The sequence below is a fragment of the Streptomyces sp. NPDC058457 genome, assembly GCF_042720695.1.
Taxonomy (GTDB): domain Bacteria; phylum Actinomycetota; class Actinomycetes; order Streptomycetales; family Streptomycetaceae; genus Streptomyces.
In genome coordinates, this window is record NZ_JBHXLU010000176.1 from 1 (window position 1) to 5,530 (window position 5,530).

The 5,530-nt window shown below is 71.0% G+C and carries 5 protein-coding genes and 1 pseudogene; 1 reads left to right on the forward strand and 5 read right to left on the reverse strand.

Annotated elements, in window-relative coordinates; translation table 11 throughout:
* A pseudogene (locus ACFWPS_RS53675) lies at positions 1 to 257 on the reverse strand (diaminopimelate decarboxylase); the annotation flags it as partial.
* Between the two features lie 14 nt (positions 258 to 271).
* The gene (locus ACFWPS_RS53680; RefSeq protein WP_383721819.1) at positions 272 to 607 is read right to left on the reverse strand and encodes an SAV_915 family protein; all 336 of its coding nucleotides are present in this window, start codon (positions 605 to 607) and stop codon (positions 272 to 274) included.
* 278 nt (positions 608 to 885) lie between these two features.
* Here ACFWPS_RS53680 and ACFWPS_RS53685 point away from each other — a divergent pair, with 278 nt between their 5' ends.
* Positions 886 to 1,452, forward strand: coding sequence for a universal stress protein (locus tag ACFWPS_RS53685; RefSeq protein WP_383721821.1), 567 nt, complete (start codon positions 886 to 888; stop codon positions 1,450 to 1,452).
* Positions 1,453 to 1,457: 5 nt separating this feature from the next.
* On the opposite strand, the gene ACFWPS_RS53690 is transcribed toward ACFWPS_RS53685, so the two are convergent.
* The 3 genes from ACFWPS_RS53690 to ACFWPS_RS53700 form a co-directional block, all read right to left on the reverse strand.
* Positions 1,458 to 4,001, reverse strand: coding sequence for a DUF4118 domain-containing protein (locus ACFWPS_RS53690; protein ID WP_383721823.1), 2,544 nt, complete (start codon positions 3,999 to 4,001; stop codon positions 1,458 to 1,460).
* Position 4,002: 1 nt separating this feature from the next.
* The gene (locus tag ACFWPS_RS53695) at positions 4,003 to 4,686 is read right to left on the reverse strand and encodes a response regulator (protein ID WP_383721824.1); all 684 of its coding nucleotides are present in this window, start codon (positions 4,684 to 4,686) and stop codon (positions 4,003 to 4,005) included.
* Positions 4,687 to 4,819: 133 nt separating this feature from the next.
* Complete coding sequence (locus ACFWPS_RS53700; protein WP_383721826.1) at positions 4,820 to 5,488, reverse strand: potassium-transporting ATPase subunit C; 669 nt, start codon at positions 5,486 to 5,488, stop codon at positions 4,820 to 4,822.
* Positions 5,489 to 5,530 lie beyond the last annotated feature (42 nt).

Sequence of the window (5,530 nt, forward strand, 5' to 3'; positions counted from 1 at the left end):
CACAGGAACGCCTTGGCGGCGTAGAGGACTTCGGTGTCGGGGAAGGCGTGCCGGTAGGTGCGGCAGCGGTCGCGGACCTCGTTCTCGTCGAGGACATAGACGGGGGTGCCGAAGCGGTCGGCGACCTCCGCGAGCGATACGCCGCCGACGGCGAGGTCGCCGGGCCGGGGCTCGGTGGCCGAGGCGGGCCACACCGACAGGTCGGCGGATGTGGCGGTGACGGCGGCGGTGGCGGTGGGTTCGTGGACTGTGGTCATCGTGGCTGCCCTTCTCACGCGATCCGCAGCGCGGGAACAGGAGTGGCGGGCTCGACCGGTGCGGGAGCCGGTGCCGAGAACTGCGGGTCCACCGTGACGGTGGTGATGCCGAGCGGGGCGGTCAGCGCGCGCAGGGCCGGCTCGGCGAGGCGGATCCGTGCCTGGTCGGGGCCGAGCGTGGCGGTCAGTCGCCCTGCGGAGGTGAAGCCGACGGCTGTGCGGTCGCCGAGCGGGGCGCGGAAGAGCCGGGCCGCACACCCGGAAGGGCCCGGCCGGACCGGGACGTAGAGGGGTCCGGCCGGGAACCGATGGGCGGGGTCGGGGTCGTCGTCGTGGAGCAGCTTTGCCATGAGGTGCCTCTCGGCGGGCAGGGAGCGAGTGTTTTCCGGAGTGCCCCGGACGCGGGGAGGCGGACCGGGGCTCGCCTTCGACGTTATGCCCGGTGACCCGGGTGACCGGGCATGCCCTGACGGGACGCTGACGTTCGTCCGGACGACCTTGACGGAGCGCTGACGCCGCTGGTGAGAGGGCGTGGAAGGGGCCGTCAGAGGGGCGCCAAGAAGTGGCGCGAGGGGTGTTCTGAAGCCGGGGAACAGGAGTGGGATGGAAGCGTTCCGAGGAGGATCAGATGTCCGAGTCCCACCCGCGCCCGACCGCTCGCCTCATAGTGGGAGTGTGCGGTTCGCCGGGCGGTCTCACCGCGCTGGTGTGGGCCGCCGACGAGGCCCGGCGCCGCGGTGCCGAGCTGTGGCCGGTGCATGCCTGGGTACCGCCCGGCGGGGACCTCGCGGCCCGTAGGTCCCCGGCAGCGGCCCTCATGGTCCCGGACTGGGAGCGGCTGGCGCGGGAGAGGCTGCTCAAGGTGCTGCACGACGTGTTCGGCGGCGCGGGCTGCGGGCTGCCCGGGCAGGCACTCGTCGCCCGGGGCACCCCGGGGCCGGCGCTGGTGCACATCGCCGACCGGGAGGACGACGTCATCGTGGTCGGTGCCGGACGGCGAGGGCCGCTCCACCGCGCGCTGCGGCCGTCGGTCGGCCGCTACTGCCTCGCCCACGCCGGCTGCCCCGTTCTCGCGGTGCCGCCGTCCCCGCTTCAGGCCGCGTTGGAGGCCGCGCACCGCCGGAACGTGCTGCGGCTGCGGCTGGACACCGGGCGTCTTGAGCGGGAGTTCGACACTGTGCCGCCCGGCGCCTGAGCGTCTCAGGACGTGGTCGCGGCGGGCAGCTCCGTCTGCTGTGCCAGCCGCTCGGGAGCTGTCGGCAGGGCGAGCACCATGGTGAGGCCGCCTCCGGGCGTGTCCTCGGCGTGGATCGTGCCGCCGACGGCCTCGGTGAAACCACGCGCGACCGCGAGGCCCAGGCCGACGCCTGCGCCGCGGGGTGAGTCGCCGTAGCGCTGGAAGGGTTCGAAGATGCGGTCCTTGGCCTCGTCCGGGACGCCGGGTCCGCGGTCGACGACCCGTACCTCGACCCGGTCGGCGATGGCGCTCGCCGACACCAGGACCTTCTCGCCGGGCGGGCTGTACTTGACGGCGTTCTCGACGACGTTGGCGACGGCCCGTTCCAGCAGCCCCCGGTCGACGTCGACCATGGGCAACGTCTCGGGGATGTCCAGTTCCACGCTGTCCTCGGGGACCCCTCCGAGTGCCATGGGCACGACCTCGTCGAGGTCGGTCTCGCGGATGATGGGGGTGACGGTGCCGGTCTGGAGGCGGGACATGTCGAGCAGGTTGCCGACCAGGAGGTCGAGCCGGTCGGCGCCTCCCTCTATGGCCTGGAGCAGTTCCGTCCGGTCCTCCTCGGACCACTCGACGTCGTCGGAGCGCAGCGAGGACACGGCCGCCTTGATGCCGGCGAGCGGGGTGCGCAGGTCGTGGCTGACGGCGGCGAGCAGCGCGGTCCGGATCCGGTTGCCCTCGGCCAGCTCCTTGGCCCGGTCGGCCTCGTGCTGCAGGCGCTGGCGGTCCAGGACGACGGCGGCCTGGGCGGCGAACGCGGCCAGTACCCGGCGGTCGGAGGCCGGCAGCACGCGGCCGCGCAGGGACAGGGCCATGTGGTCGCCGACCGGTACGTCGACGTCCGCGTCCTCCGGATGCTCGGCGGGCTGGGACCCCACACTCCCCGCGCAGGTCCAGGGAGCCGTCTCACCGGTCCGCTCCAGCAGGGCCACCGACTCCATGCCGAAGGTCTCGCGGACCCGTTCCAGCAGCGCCTCCAGCGAGGTCTCACCGCGCAGGACGTTCCCCGCGAGGTAGGACAGGATCTCCGACTCGGCCCGCAGCCGGGCCGCCTGGTGGGTACGCCGGGCCGCTAGGTCCACCACCGAGGCCACCGACACGGCGACCCCGACGAAGATCGCTATGGCGACGATGTTCTTCGGGTCGGCGATCGTCAGGGTGTGGACGGGCGGGGTGAAGAACCAGTTCAGCAGCAGGGATCCCACGACCGCGGAGGCCAGCGCCGGGAAGAGGCCGCCCAGCAGGGCCGCCGCCACCGTCAACGTCAGGTACAGCAGCATGTCGTTGGCCAGGCCCACCTCGGGTGCGACGCTCGTGAGGAGCCAGGTGAGCAGGACCGGTCCCAGCACGCCGGCGACCCAGCCCCAGATGACCCGGGAGCGTCCCAGGCGTGCTCCGCGTGCCGCCGGCAGTCCACGGCCCTTGCCCACCTCGTCGTGGGTGATCAGGTGGACGTCGAGGTCCGGTCCTGAGTCCCGGGCCACCGTCGCGCCGACGCCCGGCCCGAAGACGTTCTGCCAGCTCCGGCGGCGGGAGACGCCGAGGACGATCTGGGTGGCGTTGACCGCACGCGCGAAGTCCAGCAGGGCCACCGGTATGTCGTCGCCGACAACCTGGTGGAAGGTGCCGCCGAGGTCCTCGACCAGGGTGCGCTGGACGGCGAGTTCCTTCGGGGAGGCGGCGGTGAGCCCGTCGCTGCGCGATATGTAGACGGCCAGCACCTCGCCGCCGGCGCCCTTCTCCGCGAGCCGCACGGCCCGCCGGATCAGCGTCCGGCCCTCGGGGCCGCCGGTCAGTCCGACGACGATCCGCTCGCGTGAACCCCAGATGGTCGAGACCTGGTGCTCGCTGCGGTACTCGGTGAGATACGCGTCGACCCGGTCGGCCACCCAGAGCAGGGCGAGTTCACGCAGGGCCGTGAGGTTGCCGGGCCGGAAGTAGTTGGAGAGGGCCGCGTCGACCTTGTCCGACTTGTAGATGTTCCCGTGCGCCATACGACGGCGCAGCGCCTGCGGGGACATGTCGACCAGCTCGATCTGGTCGGCCCGCCGCACCACCTCGTCCGGCACGGTCTCGCGCTGCCGTACGCCGGTGATCGACTCGACGATGTCGCCCAGTGACTCCAGGTGCTGGATGTTGACGGTCGAGATCACGTCGATCCCGGCGGCCAGCAGCTCCTCCACGTCCTGCCAGCGCTTGGTGTTGCGGGAGCCGGGGATGTTCGTGTGGGCCAGCTCGTCGACCAGGGCCACCTGGGGCCTGCGGGACAGGACGGCGTCCACGTCCATCTCGTTGAAAACGCTGTCCCGGTACTCCAGTTCCTTGCGCGGAATCTGTTCCAGGCCGTGCAGCATCACCTCGGTGCGCGGCCGGTGGTGGTGTTCCACGAAGGCGACCACGCAGTCGGTGCCGCGTTCGATCCGGCGATGCGCCTCGGAGAGCATGGCGTAGGTCTTGCCGACGCCGGGAGCCGCGCCGAGGTAGATCCGGAGCTTGCCACGTGCCATGTCATCCCTCGAAGCGATAGCCCATGCCGGGCTCGGTGATCAGATAGCGCGGGTGGGAGGGGTCCGTCTCCAGTTTGCGTCGGAGCTGGGCCATGTAGACGCGCAGGTAGTTGGTCTTGTTGCTCTGTGAGACGCCCCAGACCTCCTGGAGGAGGTGTTTCTGCGTGATCAGCCGGCCGGGGTTGGTCACCAGAATCTCCAGCAGGTGCCACTCGGTCGGGGTCAGCCGCACGTCCTGCCCGCCGCGCACGACCTTCTTGGCGAGCAGGTCGATGCTGAAGTCGCCCGTCTCGACGAGCGTCGCATCGGGCACCAGCGGTGTGTCCTCGGTACGGCGGACGGCTGCCCGTAGGCGAGCGAGGAGTTCGTCCATGCTGAACGGCTTGGTGATGTAGTCGTCGGCGCCCGCGTCCAGCGCGGCCACCTTCTCGTCGGATCCCTGCCGGGCGGACAGGACCAGGATCGGCACGCGGGTCCAGCCTCGCAGACCCTTGATGATGTCGACGCCGTCCATGTCGGGCAGCCCGAGGTCGAGCAGGACCACGTCGGGCTGACGCGCGGCGGCGAGCCGGAGTGCCGTGGCGCCGTCGGGGGCGGCGTCCACTCCGTACTTGCGTGCCTGCAGGTTGATGACGAGGGCCCGCACGAGTTGCGGGTCGTCCTCCACCACGAGCACCCGGGTCATGGGTGTGTGCCTCTCCTGTCGTACGTCGGGCCGTGCCCGCAGGTATCGGGGCGACCGACGTCATGACGGTGGGAGCCGGCGGATCCGGGGTGCTCCCCCGGCCGCCGACTCCCGTGTGGGTCGCGTAAGGCCATCACTTCTTCGCTACGAGGTCCTTGAGCGCGATGTTGAGTTCGAGGACGTTCACCCGGGGCTCGCCGATGAAGCCGAGGGTTCGGCCGTCGGTGTGGTCCTTCACCAGCTTCTCCACCTGCGCGACGGACAGGTTGTTCTTCGCCGCGATCCGGTGGACCTGGAGGTCGGCGTAGGCCGGGGAGATGTCCGGGTCCAGGCCGGAGCCCGAGGAGGTGACCGCGTCGGCCGGCACCTGGGAGGGCGTGACCGTGTAGCCGGGCACCGAGTTGTCCTTGACGACGGCGGCCTTGGCGTCCTTCACCTGCTGGATCAGCACCTTGCTGTCGGCGGACAGGTTGGTGGCACCGGACAGCAGCAGCTTGTACTGGGTGTTGATGCTGTTGCTGCCGAGCCCGTTGGCCGGACGGCCCTGGAACCACTGCAGGGCGGCGTCCGGGGTCTCCTGGCCCTTCTTCAGCGGCAGGTTGTACGACTGCCCGATCAGGGACGAGCCGACGACCTTGCCGTCCGACTTGACCTCGGAGCCGTTCGCCTTGTTGCTGAACGCGGCCTGGGCCACACCTGTGACGACCAGCGGGTAGACGACGCCCGTCACCACGGTCAGCACCAGGAGGGCCCGCAGGCCGGCCCAGAGCAACCGGGCGGTGTTCGTAATGGAGTTGTTCATGGCGATCAGCCGATTCCGGGGATGAGGGAGATGAGCAGGTCG

What these genes read in the sequence shown, in the direction of transcription:
- ACFWPS_RS53680 (WP_383721819.1), bottom strand. Translation starts at nt 607, where the DNA reads ATGGCAAAGCTGCTCCACGACGACGACCCCGACCCCGCCCATCGGTTC.
- ACFWPS_RS53685 (WP_383721821.1), top strand. Translation starts at nt 886, where the DNA reads ATGTCCGAGTCCCACCCGCGCCCGACCGCTCGCCTCATAGTGGGAGTG.
- ACFWPS_RS53690 (WP_383721823.1), bottom strand. Translation starts at nt 4,001, where the DNA reads ATGGCACGTGGCAAGCTCCGGATCTACCTCGGCGCGGCTCCCGGCGTC.
- ACFWPS_RS53695 (WP_383721824.1), bottom strand. Translation starts at nt 4,686, where the DNA reads ATGACCCGGGTGCTCGTGGTGGAGGACGACCCGCAACTCGTGCGGGCC.
- ACFWPS_RS53700 (WP_383721826.1), bottom strand. Translation starts at nt 5,488, where the DNA reads ATGAACAACTCCATTACGAACACCGCCCGGTTGCTCTGGGCCGGCCTG.